This is a genomic window from Streptomyces sp. NBC_00873 (genome assembly GCF_045207415.1).
GTDB lineage: Bacteria > Actinomycetota > Actinomycetes > Streptomycetales > Streptomycetaceae > Streptomyces.
Genome location: NZ_CP108803.1, coordinates 8,870,387 through 8,885,539 on the forward strand (window position 1 = coordinate 8,870,387; position 15,153 = coordinate 8,885,539).

Annotated in this window: 14 protein-coding genes and 2 pseudogenes; 10 read left to right on the forward strand and 6 right to left on the reverse strand. The window is 66.3% G+C overall.

Going from position 1 to position 15,153, the window contains the following annotated elements; genetic code table 11:
• Window positions 1–11: 11 nt before the first annotated feature.
• From OH809_RS41275 to OH809_RS41305, 7 genes are all read left to right on the forward strand, one after another.
• Entirely contained in the window at window positions 12–827 is an 816-nt protein-coding gene (locus tag OH809_RS41275; RefSeq protein ID WP_406516198.1) for an ATP-binding cassette domain-containing protein, read from the forward strand.
• Complete coding sequence (locus OH809_RS41280) at window positions 824–1,834, forward strand: ABC transporter permease (RefSeq protein ID WP_406415828.1); 1,011 nt, start codon at window positions 824–826, stop codon at window positions 1,832–1,834. Before OH809_RS41275 ends, OH809_RS41280 begins: the two co-directional genes overlap by 4 nt.
• A 155-nt stretch (window positions 1,835–1,989) precedes the next feature.
• Entirely contained in the window at window positions 1,990–3,036 is a 1,047-nt protein-coding gene (locus OH809_RS41285; RefSeq protein ID WP_406516199.1) for a substrate-binding domain-containing protein, read from the forward strand.
• A gap of 147 nt (window positions 3,037–3,183) precedes the next feature.
• Entirely contained in the window at window positions 3,184–4,386 is a 1,203-nt protein-coding gene (locus OH809_RS41290) for a mandelate racemase/muconate lactonizing enzyme family protein (RefSeq protein WP_406516200.1), read from the forward strand.
• 29 nt (window positions 4,387–4,415) lie between these two features.
• Window positions 4,416–5,291 carry a fumarylacetoacetate hydrolase family protein gene (locus OH809_RS41295; protein ID WP_406415823.1) on the forward strand — a complete coding sequence of 292 codons (876 nt, stop codon included), beginning with the start codon at window positions 4,416–4,418 and terminating at the stop codon, window positions 5,289–5,291.
• Entirely contained in the window at window positions 5,288–6,817 is a 1,530-nt protein-coding gene (locus OH809_RS41300) for an aldehyde dehydrogenase (NADP(+)) (RefSeq protein ID WP_406415821.1), read from the forward strand. Before OH809_RS41295 ends, OH809_RS41300 begins: the two co-directional genes overlap by 4 nt.
• A complete protein-coding gene (locus OH809_RS41305; protein WP_406516201.1) occupies window positions 6,814–7,665 on the forward strand; it encodes an SMP-30/gluconolactonase/LRE family protein in 852 nt (283 codons plus the stop codon). The genes OH809_RS41300 and OH809_RS41305 overlap by 4 nt, the downstream gene beginning before the upstream one ends.
• 54 nt (window positions 7,666–7,719) lie before the next feature.
• On the opposite strand, the pseudogene OH809_RS41310 reads toward OH809_RS41305, so the two are convergent.
• Window positions 7,720–7,878: pseudogene (locus OH809_RS41310) on the reverse strand (putative phosphothreonine lyase domain-containg protein); the annotation flags it as partial.
• A gap of 310 nt (window positions 7,879–8,188) precedes the next feature.
• A pseudogene (locus OH809_RS41315) lies at window positions 8,189–8,539 on the reverse strand (recombinase family protein); the annotation flags it as partial.
• 51 nt (window positions 8,540–8,590) lie between these two features.
• On the opposite strand from OH809_RS41315, the gene OH809_RS41320 reads away from it, so the two are divergent.
• Window positions 8,591–9,019, forward strand: coding sequence for a transposase (locus tag OH809_RS41320; protein WP_406415819.1), 429 nt, complete (start codon window positions 8,591–8,593; stop codon window positions 9,017–9,019).
• 540 nt (window positions 9,020–9,559) lie between these two features.
• On the opposite strand, the gene OH809_RS41325 is transcribed toward OH809_RS41320, so the two are convergent.
• Both OH809_RS41325 and OH809_RS41330 read right to left on the reverse strand, forming a co-directional pair.
• Window positions 9,560–9,736, reverse strand: a complete 177-nt coding sequence (locus OH809_RS41325; protein ID WP_406516202.1) for a winged helix-turn-helix domain-containing protein — start codon at window positions 9,734–9,736, stop codon at window positions 9,560–9,562.
• On the reverse strand, window positions 9,721–9,924 hold the full coding sequence (locus OH809_RS41330) for a hypothetical protein (RefSeq protein ID WP_406415817.1): 204 nt from the start codon (window positions 9,922–9,924) through the stop codon (window positions 9,721–9,723). Before OH809_RS41330 ends, OH809_RS41325 begins: the two co-directional genes overlap by 16 nt.
• Window positions 9,925–10,154: 230 nt before the next feature.
• Between OH809_RS41330 and OH809_RS41335 the strand changes: the two genes are divergently transcribed.
• On the forward strand, window positions 10,155–12,527 hold the full coding sequence (locus OH809_RS41335; RefSeq protein ID WP_406516203.1) for a hypothetical protein: 2,373 nt from the start codon (window positions 10,155–10,157) through the stop codon (window positions 12,525–12,527).
• A 351-nt stretch (window positions 12,528–12,878) separates the two neighbouring features.
• Here the strand turns inward: OH809_RS41335 and OH809_RS41340 are convergent, their stop codons facing one another.
• Window positions 12,879–13,124: an integrase gene (locus OH809_RS41340; RefSeq protein WP_406415814.1), complete on the reverse strand. Its 246-nt coding sequence runs from the start codon at window positions 13,122–13,124 to the stop codon at window positions 12,879–12,881.
• A 150-nt stretch (window positions 13,125–13,274) separates the two neighbouring features.
• Between OH809_RS41340 and OH809_RS41345 the strand changes: the two genes are divergently transcribed.
• Window positions 13,275–14,372, forward strand: a complete 1,098-nt coding sequence (locus OH809_RS41345) for a helix-turn-helix domain-containing protein (RefSeq protein ID WP_406516204.1) — start codon at window positions 13,275–13,277, stop codon at window positions 14,370–14,372.
• A 330-nt stretch (window positions 14,373–14,702) separates the two neighbouring features.
• On the opposite strand, the gene OH809_RS41350 is transcribed toward OH809_RS41345, so the two are convergent.
• Window positions 14,703–14,834 (reverse strand): hypothetical protein, encoded by a 132-nt coding sequence (locus OH809_RS41350; RefSeq protein ID WP_406516205.1) that lies wholly within the window; start codon window positions 14,832–14,834, stop codon window positions 14,703–14,705.
• Window positions 14,835–15,153: the final 319 nt, after the last annotated feature.

Consider the following 15,153-nt stretch of genomic DNA (forward strand, 5'->3'; position numbering starts at 1 on the left):
AACCGAGGCCGATGCCTGTTCTCGAAGTAGCAGACATCCGCAAGAGATTCGGCGGAGTTGAAGCATTGCGCGGCGTCAGCCTGACCATAGCCGAGGGGGAAGTCATCGGCCTCATGGGGGACAACGGCGCCGGCAAGTCGACTTTGATGAAGGTGCTCTGCGGAGCGATACGCCCCGACTCGGGCACCCTCATCATGGCCGGCCAACCGCTGTCGATGCGCAGCCCGCGGGACGCCGCCGCGCACGGGATCTCCGTCGTCTACCAGGACCTGGCCCTGGTGAACCAGCGGGACGTGGCGACGAATGTGTTCCTCGGCCAGGAGCCCCGGCGCGGATTCGTCGTGGACCGCCGCCGTATGCGCCGCGAGGCGCGCGCCGTCCTTGACGAGCTCAGCATCCGGATACCCTCGGTGCGCCTGCCGGTCGGCGGTCTGTCCGGCGGGCAGCGGCAGTGCATCGCCATCGCCCGCGCCGTCCACCAGGGCGGCAAGGTCGTCCTGCTCGACGAACCGACCGCCGCGTTGGGCCCCGAACAGCAGGCGAACGTCCTGAAGCTGATCACGGAACTCAGGAGCCGCGGAACCGCAGTCGCCGTGGTCAGCCACAACGTCGACCATGTGCTCGCCGTAGCCGACCGAGTGGTAGTGATGCGCGCCGGACAGGTGCAGGGCGTCCGCGATGTGCACTCCACGAGCGCGGCCGACGTCGTCGGGCTCATCCTCGGCGACACCGCCGCCAACGCCGTTTCCCGCATCCTCGACCCGTCCGCGGCGACGGCACCGACCCAATCCCTGCCGTCCGCTACTGGCCAGAGGGGCGTCCAGTGACCGCCATCGCTCCTGCCGTCAAGAGATTGGACCGTGACGCCGAAGCGGGGATCATGCGCCGGCTGTTCGGCGCCCACGAGTTCGGCGTGCTGGTGGCCACTGCCGCCATCTTCCTTTACTGCGCGCTGTTCGTGAACAACTTTCTGACGAGCCAGAACCTGCTCTCGGTGGCCCAGCAGATCGCGTTCATCGGTATCATCGGCACCGGCATGACGCTGGTCGTCGTCGTCGGTGAGATCGACCTGTCGGTCGGCTCGCAGTACGGACTTCTGTCCGTCGTGATGGCCTACAGCCTGACCGAATGGTCGATGCCGGCCGGCGAGGCGGCTGTCGTCGTCATCGCCCTCGGCGCCTGCATCGGGCTGGTCCAGGGCCTGGTGACGACAGTCTTCAAGGTCCCCTCGTTCGTCGTGACCCTGGCCGGACTGGCGATCCTGCGCGGCTTCGCCCTGCTACTCACCGCCAGTGAGCCGATCGTGGCCCCCGTCAGCAAGCAATACCACAGCCTCGTCGGAGGCAGTGCAGTCGGATCGCTGGCGATGCAGACGGTCTGGATGGGCGGCATCATGCTGGCCTTCGGCTGGATGCTGAGCCGGACCAAGTTCGGCTACGACGTCTACGCCACCGGCGGCAACATGAAGGCCGCCGTCGACGCCGGCATCCGCGCGAACCGGATCAAGGTTGTGTGCTTCGGCCTGACCGGCGCACTGTGCGGCCTGGCGGCCGTCCTCCTCGTGGGCTGGCTCGGCAGCGCCAACCCGCTGACCGGGAACGGCTTCGAACTGAACGTCATCGCCGCGGTCGTCGTCGGCGGGGCGAGCCTCAGCGGCGGCGTGGGCAGCGTGACAGGGACGCTGTTCGGCGCGCTGGTCGCTGGCCTCATCGTCAATGCCCTGGTGCTGCTCGGAGTCGACGGCAACTGGCAGCAGGTGGCCACCGGCGGGCTGATTCTCGCCGCGGTACTGGTCAACCGGCTGGTCGCGACGCGTCAGACGGCGATGCGCTGACAGCGCCGCCGCCTCATCGCCACACCTGCGAACGCGTCGGAACTGAATCCGGTCACAGCGACGCGGACACCATGCTCCACCTCTCCATCCATCCTCTCCACCAGCTCTGTCCCCTCGCGGGGACAGACGTCTCCCAATGAAGCGAGATGAGTCAGGTGTCCAATCCCACCTCGGCCGGTCCGTCCGGCAGATTCAGTCGCAGGGGCATCCTCGGCGGCGGCGTCACCGTCCTCGCCGCGGGCGCGCTCTCGGCGTGTAAGTCCTCCACCTCGTCGGCTGAGGCCGGCAGCGGCAGCGGGGGAGCGCAGAAGGGCAAGAAGGTCATCTTCGTCGTCCATGAGAAGAACAGCTTCTTCCCGCCGGTGCAGAAGGGCTTCGAGGCCTACGGCAAGGCAATGGGGTGGCAGACCCAGTTCACCGGCCCGGCCACATTCGACCAGTCGACCGTCGTCAACATGATGCAGAACGCGGTCAACGCAAAGCCCGACGGCCTCATCCTCACCCGCATCGACGACACGTCCTACGACGGCGTCATCAAGGCGGCCCAGGCCGCGGGCATCCCGGTCATCCTGTCGAACGTCGCCAGCGCCGACTACGAAAAGCTCGGTGTCGGCTTCGTCGGGCAGGACTTCGTGCCCGCCGGCGTCACCGCCGGGGAACAGATTCTCAAGCACATCGCCAAGCAAGGCCGCCGGAGCGGTGCGATCGTCATCGGCAAGATCCAGGCCGGCAACTCGGCCCTGGAGCAGCGCGGCAAGGGCATCAAGCAGGCAGTGTCCGACTACAACCGCGCCCACGGGACGAAGTTCACCACCGAGGACCTCATCGTCGGCACGGATGAGGCCGGAGCGGTCTCGAAGATCGACGGCCGCTACAGCCGCGACCCGCACTCTGTCGCCGGGTGGGCCGGTACCGCCTTCGAGTGCCAGTTCGTCGCCACCTGGGCCAAGAGCAAGAACCTCGTCGGGAAGTTCGCCAACGGCGGATTCGATATGACGTCCCCGGTTCTGGCCGGGATCAAGGACGGCAGCATCGACTACACGATCGGCCAGAACCCCTGGGCCCAGGGGTGGGTCGCCGCGGCACTGCTGGCCCAGCAGATCGACCCGGGCTACCCGTCCTTCACCTACGACACCGGCGCGGAAGTAGTCGACTCCTCCAACATCGCTGCGGTGAGCGCACGCGAGGCGAAGGTCGCCTGACCACGGGAGGCGTGGCTCATCGGCGGCGCGGATCACTGCGGAACGGCGCAACGAAGGCGCGGCCTGATCGGGCCATCCTCCTCCCATCCCTCTCAGACGGGCACGCCTAAGCCCTGACAGAGAATCAACGAAAGGCATGTGAAGCGCGTGCGAATCGTAGCCCTGGAAACCCTGCGACCCCGGTTCCAGAACAACCTGTGCGTCGTCGTGCTGCACACCGATGACGGCGAGGTCGGCCTCGGCGACTCCTTCTTCCAGTCGGCTGCGGTCGAGGCCTATCTGCACAGCCATGTCGCGCCGCTGCTCCTCGGCCTTGAGGATCCGGCCCCCGAGGCGACCGCGGCACTGCTCGCCCCCTACGTAGGATTCCAGGGCGGCGGTGTGGAGGTCCGCGGGAACGGCGCAGTCGACATGGCTCTATGGGATCTGTTGGGCAAGCGAACCGGCAGACCGGTCGCCCAGCTCCTGGGCGGCCCGGTCCGGGACACCATCGACGTCTACAACACCTGTGCCGGTCCCGATTACATCCAGCGGACCTCGCGGCAGACCTCTTCCAACTGGGGAGACTCAGCAGTCGGTGAATACGAGGATCTGCGTGCCTTCTTCACCAGGCCCGGCGCCCTGGCCAAGGAGCTCTATGAAGAGGGTCTGCGGGGCATGAAGATCTGGCCCTTCGACCCGGCCGCCGAAGCCTCGGCGGGTACCCGGATCCGTCCGAAGGATCTGAGCGCGGCCTTGGGCATCGTCAACGAGATCCGCGAGGCCGTGGGCATGGACATGGACCTGATGATCGAGTTGCACGGCCTGTGGTCGCGCCAGGCCGCGGTCGAGATCTGCCGCGCGCTTGAGCCGTTCCGGCCCTTCTGGGTCGAGGACCCGATCCGGCCGGACGCGATCGACTCGATCGGCGCCCTGTGCGATGAAGTAGGCGTACCCGTCGCGCTCGGCGAGACGGCCGTGGGCCGACGCGGTTTCCTGCCCTTGCTGCAGCAGGGAAAGATCTCCTACGCGACGCTGGACGTTCAGTGGACCGGCGGGATCACCGAAGCCCGCAAGGTCGCCAGCATCGCGGACACCTTCGCGATACCCATCGCCCCGCACGACTGCACCGGTCCGATCACCCTGGCCGCATGCTTCCACCTGTCGATGGCGCAGCCCAACGCCCTCTTCCAGGAGACCGTCCGCGCGTATCTGCGGACGTGGTACCCCCGGGTCGTCACGGGATTGCCGCAGATCCGCGAGGGGCGAGCGGCCCTGTCCGACGAACCCGGGCTGGGCCTGCAACTCGCGACGGGTCTACGCGAGGACGATGCGACCCGACGACGGATCAGCCAGCTCGACGCCGCCTGAGCGTCTTATTCATGAGAGAAGGAGCCATGATGAAGCTTGTTCGTTGGCGCGCGCCGGACGGGACGACAAAGGTCGGCATCCACAGCGGTGACCACCTCAGCGAACTCCCGTTTCCCACCATGGCGGAGGTGCTTCAGCACAGGGTCGCCGACATCCGGCGGGCCACGGATGACGCCGTGTCGAGCGGGCGCCGCGTCGATCCCGGTGACGTCGAACTGCTCGCGCCGATCGATGGCCGTACCGAGGTGTGGGGCGCCGGCGTCACCTACCAGCACTCGCGCGCGGCCCGCGCGGAAGAGTCCGGCTTCGAAAAGGTCTACCTCGATGTCTATGACGCCGACCGGCCGGAGCTGTTCTTCAAGTCCGTTGCCTGGCGGGTGCTCACCGACGGTGATCCCGGAGGCATACGCCCGGACTGCACCGACTCGGTGTGCGAACCGGAACTGGCTCTCGTCCTGAACCGGCACGCAGAGATTGTGGGCGCGCTCGTGTGCAACGATCTGACGGCGCGCAGCATCGAGGCGGTCAACCCCATCTATCTGCCGCAGGCGAAGGTGTTCCCGGGCAGCTGTCTGCTGTCCACCTCGATCGTGCCGTGGTGGGCGATCAGCAAGCCTGAGGACCTGCACATCGCCATGACCGTGTACCGGGGCTCCGAGACCGTTTTTTCCGGCGAGGTCAGGACTTCCTCCATGAGACGCGATTACGACGAACTGGTCCGCTGGCTGTTCCAGGGAGAGCAGTTCCCTGACGGCGTCGTCCTGACCACCGGAACCGGCATCGTGCCTCCGCTCGGCGAGGGACTGCGGCCCGGGGACCGAGCCACTGTCACCATCGACCAGGTCGGGGCCCTGTCCAACGTCGTGACCGACGACCGGAGCGTGTTCGAAGGGCTGCTTACATGACCTGGACCAGCGTCAACCCCATGAACGACGCGGTTCTCGCGACGATGGACGAGACCACTCCGCAAGAGCTCGAAGACGCACTTGCGGCCGCTTGGGCGGCGGCGCCCGTCCTGCGCGCAATGAGCGCCGCGGATCGCGGCCGGTGGATCAGGGCGGTCGCCGACGCGCTCGACCGCCGCTCCGACGAACTGGTGCGGCTGGCCCGGAGCGAGACCGGGCTGCCCGACGCCCGGCTGACCGGCGAGGTCATCCGCACCACGACGCAGCTGCGGTTCCTGGCGGAGCACGCCGAGACGGGACAGCCGTTCGAGCCGACCATCGACCGCAGCGATCGGTCGTGGGTCCCGGCGCCTCGCCCCGACCTGCGATCCGTCCGCACCGGGATCGGGGTCGTGCTGGTCTTCGCCGCGAGCAACTTCCCGTTCGCGTTCAGCGTGGCCGGCGGAGACACCGCCAGCGCGTGGGCGGCGGGCTGCCCGGTCATCGTCAAGACCCATCCCGGGCACCCACTGCTGTCCGAAGCGGTTGCCGAAACCATCAAGGACGCGCTGGCCACGCAGCGCGTGCCGCCGGGTGCCTTCGCCGCCGTCCGCGGCTTCGACGTCGGCGTTGCCGCGCTCAACGACTGCCGAGTATCGGCGGGCGCATTCACCGGCTCGGTCGCCGGCGGCCACGCCTTGGCCGACATCGCCTCCCGACGCAAGAACCCCATCCCGTTCTTCGCGGAGATGGGGAGCGTCAACCCGGTGATCGTGACGGCGCGTGCGAGCAGGGAGCGCGCCGACTGGATCGCGGCGGGGCTGGCGGATTCGTTCCTTCTGGGCACCGGACAGTTCTGCACCAAGCCCGGCCTGATCCTGATCCCCGCAGGCAGCGGCATCACGGAGCGGCTCGCCGCGCTCATCGCCGATCGTCCGGCCGGCGTCATGCTCCACCGCGCCATCCGCGACCGTCACCGCACCGCGATGCGTGACTTCCTCGCCCACGGCGAGATCGGCCTGGTCGCGACCGGACAGCAGGTTCCCGACGACCGCGGCGCCTTCGAGGCGTCCACTGTCGCGTCGACCACCGCGAAGGCGCTGATCGCGGATCCTGGCACGATCGCCGAGGAGCATTTCGGACCGAGCACCGTACTGGTTACCTACGAGTCCGAGTCCGAGCTCGAAGCAGCGATCCAGGCGCTCCCCGGTACGCTCACCGGGACTGTGCATCGCGGCTCCGGCGAAGATGTCGCGGGACTGGTGGCCGCGCTCGCTGAGCGCGCGGGGCGGGTGCTGGTGGACGACTGGCCGACCGGAGTCGCGATCACCTGGGCGCAATTTCACGGAGGCCCGTATCCCGCGACCAGCGACACACGCCACACATCGGTGGGTGCCGGTGCCATCAGCCGCTTCCTCCGAACCATCGCCTATCAGAACGTCCCTGACAACGCTCTGCCGCGATCGCTCCGCGATGCCAATCCGGACCGGCTCCTGCGCCAAGTGGACGGTACGCTCACCAACGAGCCGATCGGCGAGGGACCATGAAGCGGATCGAAGCCGAACAGTTCACCAAGCGCCTGACCGATCACGGCGAAGGGCCGGTCCGGCTCGACCGCCACGGACTCGCGGTGCTGGACATGCTGGCCGGCGACGTGGTCCTGATCGATGACAGTGGAGCGGAGACCCGTCGCGAGCACCTCGGTGAGGTGGTCGCCGCGATCCGGCCCCGCCGCAGCGGCGGATTCGTGGCCGGCCTGGAGCACGGCTTCTGTCTCCTGAACGACCGCTTCGCCGTGACCGAAACGGTGACCTGCTGGACTGCCCCGGGGGTGCGTATGAACGACGGTGCATGCGATCCCCTGGGCCGGTTCTGGTGCGGCTCGATGGCCTACGACCTGACTCCGGGCGCCGGGGCGCTCTGGCGCTTCGATCCCGCGGGAGGCGTCGTCGAGGCGATCGAGGGCATCGGCTGCTCGAACGGCCTGGCCTGGACTCGGGACGGAACACGCGGTTACTACGTCGACAGCCTGACCGGAAGGGTCGACATCCTCGAACTCGGTCCGGACGGCGCAATCGCCGACCGCCGGCCGTTCGCGGACGTGACCGGCGAGGGATTCCCGGACGGCATCGCCGTGGACCTGGCCGGCGGAGTCTGGCTCGCCCTGTTCGGCTCAGGCCTGCTGCTGCACTTCGACGGCACGGGACGACGCGACGCCGAGATAGCGGTTCCGGTCAGGCAGGTCACGGCCTGCACGTTCGCGGGCCCGGACTACTCCGAGCTCTACATCACCACGTCGCGTTTCGGCCTGACAGATCCAGAAGCCGCCGCGGGTGCCGTGTTCAGGGCAAAGCCCGACGTGGGCGGCTTCGCTCCCTACACGTTCGGCGGGTAGCACCGTCCCGCGCGTCCTCATCGGCCAGGGTCTGAGCCGCGACCGACCGTTTGCCGAGGGTGGCAACTTTGGCGCGGGGCCGAGCCGTCCAGCTTCCACAGCGGTCTTGACGGTGCGCCAGCCGGTGTCGAGGGCCCTGATGGGCAGGAACCAGAGCCACTTTCCGTAGGCCGTGGCGTCGAGGTGGGCGTCCCGCATCGGGGTCGGGGGCATCAGGGGTGGTGGCACACCCGATGCCGTCAACGTCGACACCGATCACGAGGTAGGCGGACTTGTTGGTGACCATGCCGCCGTCCCTCACCTTCACGCCGCGTCGATATAGCGGATCGGGTAGACCTATTCGCCTGTGGTGCTCGTAAAGCCATCGCTGCAGGTGAGCAGCGGTGTCTATGCTTGTCGGTGGTGGCTGGGACGCTGTCCCGATGATCGTGTCTCTGTTGTACCGCGCTGCTCGCACCATGCTGTCCGTACTGGCTGTCCTGCTGCGCCGAGACACAGGCTGCCGGTTCCAGACCTGGCGGCCGGTGTAGCGGGGGTTGGTGAGGATCGCGCGGACGGCGCTCTTGGACCAGGCCTGTGTGTCGCGGTGCGGGTTGCGGGCCGGGTCGTGTGCGGAGGGGCTGGGGATCTGGTCGCGGGTCAGGCCTTCGGCGATGGCGAAGATCCCGAGCCCGCGCAGGTACTCGGTGAAGATCCGTACGACGACGGGAGCGGCCACAGGGTCGGGTTCCAGGCCGTGCAGACGCCTGCCGGTGGCGGCATTGCCGGGGGTTGGGGTGCGGGCCGAGGTCGACGAGTCGGTAACCGTGGGGAGGGCGTCCGCCGAGGTAGCGGCCCTCAACGAGGGTCTGCGAGGCCATGGCGGAATGCACACGGATCTTGATGCGGTTGCGCTCGCCCTTCGACATGCCGCCGAAGACGTGACGTGGGCTTCCCCAAGGACGGCTACGACTCGCCGGGGGTGGCGCGGATGTACTGCGGCGCGCTGGGCAAGCGCGGCAACTGCCAGATCGGCGTCAGTGTGAACCTGGTCAGCGACATCGCGTCCTCGGCCGTCGACTGGCGTCTGTTCTTGCCCGAGAGCTGGGACGACACCAAGCACGGCAAGGACCCGCTGCTGGGCGGGCGAGAGACCGGGACGCCCGTTGCGCGGGTACCAGCCGGCGAAATCCTCGTCGTGCCACAGCCCGTCCAGCCGGTCTCGCACCCACACGCCATGGTGCCGTTTGGGTTGCTCGACCGTGCGATCTGCGCGGTCAGGGACGGGACTTGCTCACCGGAACGGGAACGCATGGACAACGGACACCTCAGTGACTACATCGGTCTTCGAAACAGCCCCGAGCATGCCCGTTGATCACGCTGCCGCACCGGGATACTCCAAGATCCCCGACAGAGTCAAGCTCAGCATTGGGAAGCCTTTCGAAGAAGACGCTCGGCCTGGTCCAGGTGTGGCTACTGACGCTGAAAGCGTGATGTCGTCAGGGTGAGGAGTGGACGAGGCCGGTCCCCGCGAGGCAGTCGTCGGTCACTTCGCTGTGGGACTGGATCTCTCGCAGCCCTCGCTGGACGGTGCGGATGACGTGGGCCGGATCGGTGACGGCGGTGCTGGACCGTCAGCCAGTCGCGCTCCGCGCTGTAACGATGCATCCCGGTGGCCAGCGATCGGGCCGTCGAGTTGCTCATGGGCGGCTTGCGGCAGGTCGCGGTGGTCCTTCCCATCAAAGCTCTTGCGTCCGTCCCGGCGATCGTCGGGACGGGGACGGTAGATCAGCCGGGAGCGCTGCCCGCGCCGGTAGCAGGCCACGGCGGCGGCCGAAAGTCGTCGACGGGCGGCCCGGCACCCGCACCACGGGAGTGCGCCCGCGGCGGGCCCAGGTGCGGCGGGTCAGCTGCGTCATCGAGAAGACGGCCTCGTCCTCGAACACGAGCCAGGCGCCCCGCGCCGCCGCGGCGATTCCACCTGCGGCCACGTGTCCTTCACCCATCCCACGACGGCCTCCTCGTCGCGCTCGCTCGCCCGCCGGGCTGGCACCTGGCAGCTGAAGCCGTGCCGCTTCAGCAGGACGGCCACCCCTGGACGGTGTCGCTCTTGTGGAACCGCCGCCCGATCACCGTCTTGATCCGGGCCAGGGTCCCAGTCCGGTTCGGCCAGCCGTGTGCGACCGGTTTGACGGCGAAGCGTTCGGCAGCCCGGAGCCGGAGCCGCTCGCGGGCGGCACGTCGTTGTGCGGTCAGGCAACCGCCTTGCGGAAACCTCACGACAAGGGGATACCGCAGGCTTCACGACCCGTCGGCACCCCACGACATCACGCACTGAAGGTCAGTGACTGGTAGGTCTCCGGACACGCGGGGGCAGCTCAGCAGGAGACACCGCCGGTAAGGAGAAATGTTTCGGATTTACCCTTGCACGCTGCTCGCAGGCCGTGACATGGTATCGGCATTGATCTGAAGCTTCCCCGTAGGGACACACACGCGAGGATGGTTGCAGAATGCTCGACAGGAGACACTGCCTTTCTCTGCTGACGGCCGCCGGAGTCGGCGCGAAGATCACTCTCGAACCGACGATCGCGCGAGCCCAACCGCTCGACGCAGGGGTTGCCGGAGCGGGTGGCCAGGCTGCCGAACTGAGCCGTTCTCTGCGAGAGTTGCACGGCTCTCTCCGGGTGTCGATTCGGCAATATGAGGGCACGACGCTGCGCCAATCCCAAGAATTTGAAGGCGACACGCTGACCGACGGCCCGCGGCAGTGGCGGCTTGAGTGGGAGACGCGGCGGGTGCCCGATGATCATGGATGGGAGGTCACCCTGACATGCACTCTGGAGAAGGGGGAAGCAGAACAAACCGCGATCTCTGTCGATTTCCCATTCGAGAACTGGGAGACCGCGAACTACGTGTTGATTCCCGGAATAGTCTACAACGGCAATCGCTATCGCGCCATCGGCGATGGATACAATCCGGACTACCCGGTCGACATGTACTACAACCCCCGGACGCCACTGACGATATCGAATAACCCACGACTGGCCTCCGATATCGCGATGCCTTCGCGGATCGAGCTGGAAACCTGCAATACCGCCGCCCCAGCGATGAGCTTCTTCTCGCCTAAGTTGAGGAAGGGCTGGATCGTCCTCACGGAGCAAGGAACCCGACTGGGCAATAGCGGACTCTCGGTTGAAGAGAGCGCGAGCAGGGAAAGCTGTGAATTCCGCATTTCGGCGCCCGTCGTGCGCCAGCAGGTGGCCGGTTTCGGCGACTTTCGACCGAGCGAGGACAGGGCGTCGAACTGGGCTCCCAGTGACGCGGTGTCGATTCGCTTCCAGGTCTTCAATTTCGATGCTGACGGAATTCCGGCAGTCCTGCAAAAGTTCATGGATGTGCGAAAGTCGCTTACTGGCCCCACCATGCCTCGCAACCTGCTTCCGATGAGCAAGCTGGCGGAGCTTGGCACCGACATCTGCCGGGGAACTTTCACCGAAACCGCGGCCGGCAGGTACTATCCGCCGGAAAATTCTAAGCACTTTCAATTGGGTTGGGTCAGCGGCATGATCAACACCTACCCCATGTTGGCTCTGAATGACCCGACGGAACGCGGCAGGGTCTCCGAGGAGCTTGACTTCGTCTGTTCCCGCATGCAGGGGCGAAGCGGATTTTTCTACGGCTTCATCACCGAAGATGGCGCGATCCGCTCAGAGAAGGCTCACCCCGACTTTCCGGCGATACAGGCGATGGTGCGCAAGAACGGAGACGTACTCTTCTGGCTGATCAAGCATTTGATGCTCCTGAAGGCACAAGGGCATGGCAGCGCCATCAAGGAATCCTGGGAATTGGCTGCGGGTGGCCTGGCTGCGGCCTTCACCCGGACCTGGCGAGAGCGCGGAGAATTCGGTCAGTACATCGTGCCCGAAACAGGCGATATCGCCGTCTACAACTCGACGGCCGGCGCCATCGCTCCGGCCGGGCTTGCCCTGGCAGCTGAATACTTCCATCGTCCGGACTGGTTGGCCGTAGCCGAGGAAGCGGCCGAATTCTACTATGAGCGCGACATCAAGTCCCGCGGATTCACCAGCGGAGGGTGCGGGGATATTTCACAGGATGCGGATTGCGAATCGGCATTTGGTCTCCTGGAGTCATTCATGGCGCTGTACCAGTACACCGGAAAGACGGGTTGGCTGGATCGCGCGAAGGTCCAAGCCGCACTGTGCTCGTCCTGGACGCTTGCGTACGATCCTCGGTTTCCGGCAGACAGTGCTATTGCGCAACTGAATGGAAGGATGGCCGGCGCGGTTTGGGCAAGCAGCCAAAACAAGCATGCCGCGCCCGGCGTCTGTACGTCCTCCGCAGACCACCTGTTCAAGCTATACCGAGCGACTGGGAACAAGAAGTACGCTGAACTCATCAGGGATATCCAGCATGCTCACGCCGAGGCCGTCAACATGCCGGGACATATAACAACCAACTACCTAATCGGTTCGAGCATGGAGCGGATCCAGCCCAGCGATGCAGAGGGCAAGGAGGCCATCGGCAATTTCATCAGGACGAGAAACTCCTGGACCGAGACCAACGGCATCTTGATGGCACTCGAACTTCCTGGAATCTACGTGCGGCCCGGGGAAGGAGTCCTCTTTCCCTTTGACCATGTCGAGGCTGAATATGTCCGCGAGAGCCGTTATGACGCCGTAGTCCGCTTGACAAACGATACGGCCTACGCGGCACGGGTGTCGGTGCTGGCGGAAACGGCCCGCCAATCTGCCCGCCCTCTTGGGTACACGGCCTTCCTCGATTGGCCGCGAGTCGAAGTCCCTGCCGGCGGGGTGGTCACCGTGAGGGTCACGAGGGATGGCAAGGTCACAGGTCAAGCCTGATCCGGCTGCATCCGACCTCAGGCATCCGACCTCAGGCACCGGGACGACGGCCATGGCGACAAGCTTCCCGAAATTGTTCATATCAATCGTCCGAAGCTTCTGGGCCGCCGCCGAGGTTGGTCAGCGGCCCGCTGCGGATTGGGAGCGAGCCGACTCCACCAGCGCCTCAGCGGCCGACACCTTGGGACCGGGCGACAGCTATGGCCAGTTCGGTATCGCCGCAGGCCATCGACATCGGCACGGTGATCGCGCCGGTCCAGCCTGCGGTACGCCCTTGTCGTGAGGTTTCCGCAAGGCGGTGGCCTGACCGCACAACGACGTTGCCCCTGCCGAAAACCTCATCCACCGAGGTCAGGCTGCATGTTGGTATTCGTGGAGAATACCGCCGAGGCGGTCGCGTCGTCGTATGTCCAGGCGGGTTATCCCGTGCGGATCGGTGATCGGCGTGGGCAGCGGGTACAGCGGACGGGCGTTGGCGATGCCCTGATGGGGTCGGTGCCCGTTGTAGAAGTGTTCGAACTCGCGCAGGGCGTGGATCAGATGTCGCTGGTTCCAGATCAAGGTGCGGTCCAGCAGTTCGCGTCGGCAGGTCTGCACCCAGCGTTCGCGGCATCTGGACGCTGCCCTTGCCGATAACCTCATCCGCCCTGGTGGGGGTGGGTGTGCCGGGTTTCGCGGATGCCGACAGCGATCGCTCAAGCAAGGGCTCTCGCGCTGCCGGCGGTCACTGCGGCATCATGATTGACCGTGCTGCTTCGACTGGCTTACCTCGGTGTGACGAACACGTTCGCCATGCTGCGCCTGCTGCCGATGGACGACAGGGACAAGGACCTCGAGATCCTCGCCCTGCGCCACCAACTGTCGGTGCTGGAGCATCAACTCGGCAAGGCGAAGGTGCGGTTCAGCCCGAGCGATCGAGTGTTTCTGGCGGCGCTGCTGCATCGGCTCCCGCTGGACGTACTGCGCCGGCTACGGCTACTCGTTCAGCCGGACACCGTGCTGCGCTGGCACCGCGACCTGGTCGCACATCGCCACGCTGCCGCGTCACGCCCGAAACGACCGGGACGGCCGCGTACCGTGCAGTCCATCCGCGTTCTTGTCCTGCGCCTGGCACGGGAGAACCCCAGCTGGGGCTTCCGCCGCATCCACGGCGAACTGATGGTCCTCGGCGTGAAAGTGGCCGCCTCCACCGTCTGGGAGATCCTGCGGGACGCCGGGATCGACCCGTCACCCGAACGGAGCTCGAGTACCGGGGCGGACTTCCTGCGTTCCCAGGCCGAGGCCCTGCTGGCCTGCAACTTTCTGGAGACGGTCTCCTTGTCCGGGACGCGGCTGTTCGTGTTCGCGGTGATCGAGCACGGCAGTCGCCGGATCCGCATTCTGGGTGCGACCGCGCACCCGTCCTGCGCTTGGGTGGTGCAGGCCGCGAAGAATCTGGTCATGGACTTGGAGGACACAGGCTGCCGGGCGCGGTTCTTGATCCGGGACCGGGACGGAAAGTTTTCCGACCTGTTCAACACGGTCCTGCGGGATGCGGGGATAGAGGTCGTACTCAGTGGCGTCCAGATGCCGCGAATGAACTCGATCATGGAACGCTGGGTGCAGACCTGCCGACGCGAACTGCTGGACCGCACCTTGATCTGGAACCAGCGACATCTGATCCACGCCCTGCGCGAGTTCGAACACTTCTACAACGGGCACCGACCCCATCAGGGCATCGCCAACGCCCGTCCGCTGTACCCGCTGCCCACGCCGATCACCGATCCGCACGGGATAACCCGCCTGGACATACGACGACGCGACCGCCTCGGCGGTACTCTCCACGAATACCAACATGCAGCCTGACCTCGGTGGATGAGGTTTTCGGCAGGGGCAAGGTCACGCTGCCGGCGCAGGACGGTGTCCGGGCTGACCAGCAGACGGAGTTGGGCAGCGCCGCGCGAGGGAGCGGGGTGAGCAGTGCGGCGAGGAACGTGCGGTCCTCAGCCCGGAAGCGAGGGCGGTGGTCGCTGAGTTGCCTTTGCAGGATGGCGAGTTGGCGGCGCAGTGCGAGGATCTCGGCGTCCTTGTCACGGTCGCTCCTCGGCAGCAGCCGCAGTGCTGCGAAGGCGTGGGTGACCGCGAGGTAGGCAAAGCGGACGAGCATGAGAAGTGATCGTGCCGGACGGGGAACCGTCATGTGTCGACGGGGCTGACCTGCGTGGGTGTGATTTCCGGCACCCACAGGTACAGCCACACCGCATGGGAGATGATCTCCGCCGGGAACCGGAACCCCCGATACGACGGCGCCGCCCCGGCAGTCTCCACAGCCAGCCCTCCCCGGGAAGATCAACAAGCCCGGCGACCATTCCAGACCCGAGACATCCCATTCAAGTTGACGAAGCCGTATCGATAGTCATTTGTCATGACCAACCCTCGATACCCCTCCTTCTCCTTCGTTGACATCCGGAGTGGAACGCCGCGTGTTGCCTTCCCCGCCCGGGGAAGGCAACACGCGGGCGGTGGGTCAGTTGCCGGTGCCGCGTAGATGGCGGGCGTTCCTGTGCACATCATCCTCGGCCTGATAGTCCTTGGGTCTGCGGCGATGTGCCCGACCTGAGGTTTACGTGCGCCGAGGGTGATGTGC

What these genes read in the sequence shown, in the direction of transcription:
- OH809_RS41275 (WP_406516198.1), top strand. Translation starts at nt 12, where the DNA reads ATGCCTGTTCTCGAAGTAGCAGACATCCGCAAGAGATTCGGCGGAGTT.
- OH809_RS41295 (WP_406415823.1), top strand. Translation starts at nt 4,416, where the DNA reads ATGAAGCTTGTTCGTTGGCGCGCGCCGGACGGGACGACAAAGGTCGGC.
- OH809_RS41300 (WP_406415821.1), top strand. Translation starts at nt 5,288, where the DNA reads ATGACCTGGACCAGCGTCAACCCCATGAACGACGCGGTTCTCGCGACG.
- OH809_RS41305 (WP_406516201.1), top strand. Translation starts at nt 6,814, where the DNA reads ATGAAGCGGATCGAAGCCGAACAGTTCACCAAGCGCCTGACCGATCAC.
- OH809_RS41335 (WP_406516203.1), top strand. Translation starts at nt 10,155, where the DNA reads ATGCTCGACAGGAGACACTGCCTTTCTCTGCTGACGGCCGCCGGAGTC.